The sequence below is a fragment of the Neobacillus drentensis NBRC 102427 genome, assembly GCF_001591445.1.
In the GTDB taxonomy this organism is placed as follows: Bacteria; Bacillota; Bacilli; order Bacillales; family Cytobacillaceae; genus Neobacillus; species Neobacillus drentensis.
In genome coordinates this window covers 1-1,937 of the sequence record NZ_BCUX01000127.1, presented here as the reverse complement: position 1 = coordinate 1,937, position 1,937 = coordinate 1, and the positions used below count along the sequence as shown (strand labels likewise).

At 40.0% G+C, this 1,937-nt stretch carries 1 protein-coding gene; it reads left to right on the top strand.

Annotation, left to right across the window (positions count from 1 at the left end; all coding sequences use genetic code 11):
* Positions 1–120: 120 nt before the first annotated feature.
* Positions 121–1,794, top strand: coding sequence for a transposase (locus BDR01S_RS24465; protein WP_066248196.1), 1,674 nt, complete (start codon positions 121–123; stop codon positions 1,792–1,794).
* Positions 1,795–1,937: the final 143 nt, after the last annotated feature.

Sequence of the window (1,937 nt, the reverse complement as noted above, 5' to 3'; positions counted from 1 at the left end):
TGAGACTGTCGATTAACTCGTAAAGAATCTCAATTTTCACACACTTTCTATAATTTACTCATCACTTCACTCCCTATGTACGGTAAAATTATGATATATCTTATGTTTGGAGTGATCGTGATGGCGAACATTCAATATAAAACATTTGGTCAGTTAACCTTCTCAGATTATGAAGTCTTCTCTTCGGTTCCTCCCCATCCTTTCTGGAGTCGAGTGGAACAAGTGATTGACTTTTCCTTTGCAGATAAACTCTGTGCACCCTTGTATTCCCACAAAGGACAACGTCCTTATGCCCCTTCCTTAAAATTAAAGATTCATTTTGCTCAACGCTTTCACAATTACTCTGATCGTGAAATGGAAGAGGCCATTCTTTATCATATTCATTTAAAGCGTTTTTTGGGAGTACCGGTAGCTTTTAACGGATTCGATCATAGTACCTTGGGGCTCGACCGAGATCGCATGGGTTCTGCCCTTTTTGATGCGTGTCATCACCATATTCTTTCTCAAGCTTTGGCGAAAGGACTATGGGGGAAAAAAGAAGATCGTTGGCTTATTGATTCCTTTCATACGTATGCGAACATTGCGAAGGTGGGGGCTTACCGTTTAATCCAGCAAGGAATCCTTCAAATTATTCAACACATCAAACGTACATATCCGAAGCTGTATACCTATTTTTTACAAGACTGTGCTCTCAAAAGCTTTCTGAAACGGCTCTGGGATCGAACACCCGAAAAGGATCGATTGGTATTATTTAGCCGACTGGTGGTGGAAGCCTACAGCCTGTTACATTGGCTAGAAAGTGAAAGGGTACAACCTTTATTCTGGACATGGGAGAAAGCTAAACAGCAGCTTCGTTGTTTGGAGCTTCAAGCAATCCTCTATCAAATTTTACAAGAGAACACCAAACCGATAGATCCAAATAAGCCCGAAGGTGCCGAACAGGAACCACTCCAATACAAAGAATTATCAAAAAAAGAAAAGCCACAAGATCGTATCCGTAGTGCCTATGATCCTCAAATCCGGAGTGGATACAAATCGAAATCCTTGAAGTTTACTGGAGATAAAATCCAAATTTTAGAGTCAAGACAGCACGGATTAATCTTGAATACTGAACCAATTCCAGGTAACGAATGGGATGGAGATTGTCTTGCCCCGATGGTGGAGGAAGTGATCAATCGTCATGATATAGTACCGAAACAAGTGGTCGGTGATACGGCCTATGGCACAGGTGAAAATCGCCAGAAGATCCAAGAGATGCAGATTTTACTGACCGCTCCTATACAAAAATATACAAATCCAACAGGATTGTTAGAAAACGATTGGTTTGTTTATGATGCAAAATTGGATGAGGTCACCTGTCCTCTAGGGTACTCGACTTCTAAAAAAGTGCGCAATAACCCGAATCAGGGGCATCAATTCAAATTCGAAGCGAAAACTTGTAAAGATTGCCCACTATGTAAACAATGTACGACCAATGAAAATGGTCGAACCGTCTTTATCAGTGATTATTATGAAATCATGGAACAAGGAAAATCCTATAATCAAACCGAAGCTGGAAAGAGATCATTCAGGGCTCGGTACGATGTGGAAAGAACGAATCATCAAGCTGCCAACCATCAAGGACTCAGAAAACCAAGAACAAGAGGGAGGGAATCATTAAGGATCATGTCCAAATTAACGGCCATGGTTATCAACATAAAAATTATGGTAAAGAAAGTAGCTGAACCCATCAAGCCCTTTTATCGTTTCAAAAAATGCGAGAATCGGATGAAGGCCCCCGTATGCCCAAATTAGGAAAAAAAGGACAAATAGAAGGCCTTAGGAAGGGAAAATACATAAAAAACAATGAAAGTTTGTGAAAAAATCCAATAAAATTCACAAAGTAGGTGAAATAAGGTTTAGAAATGGAATGAACTACAAATTAATCGACAGTCACA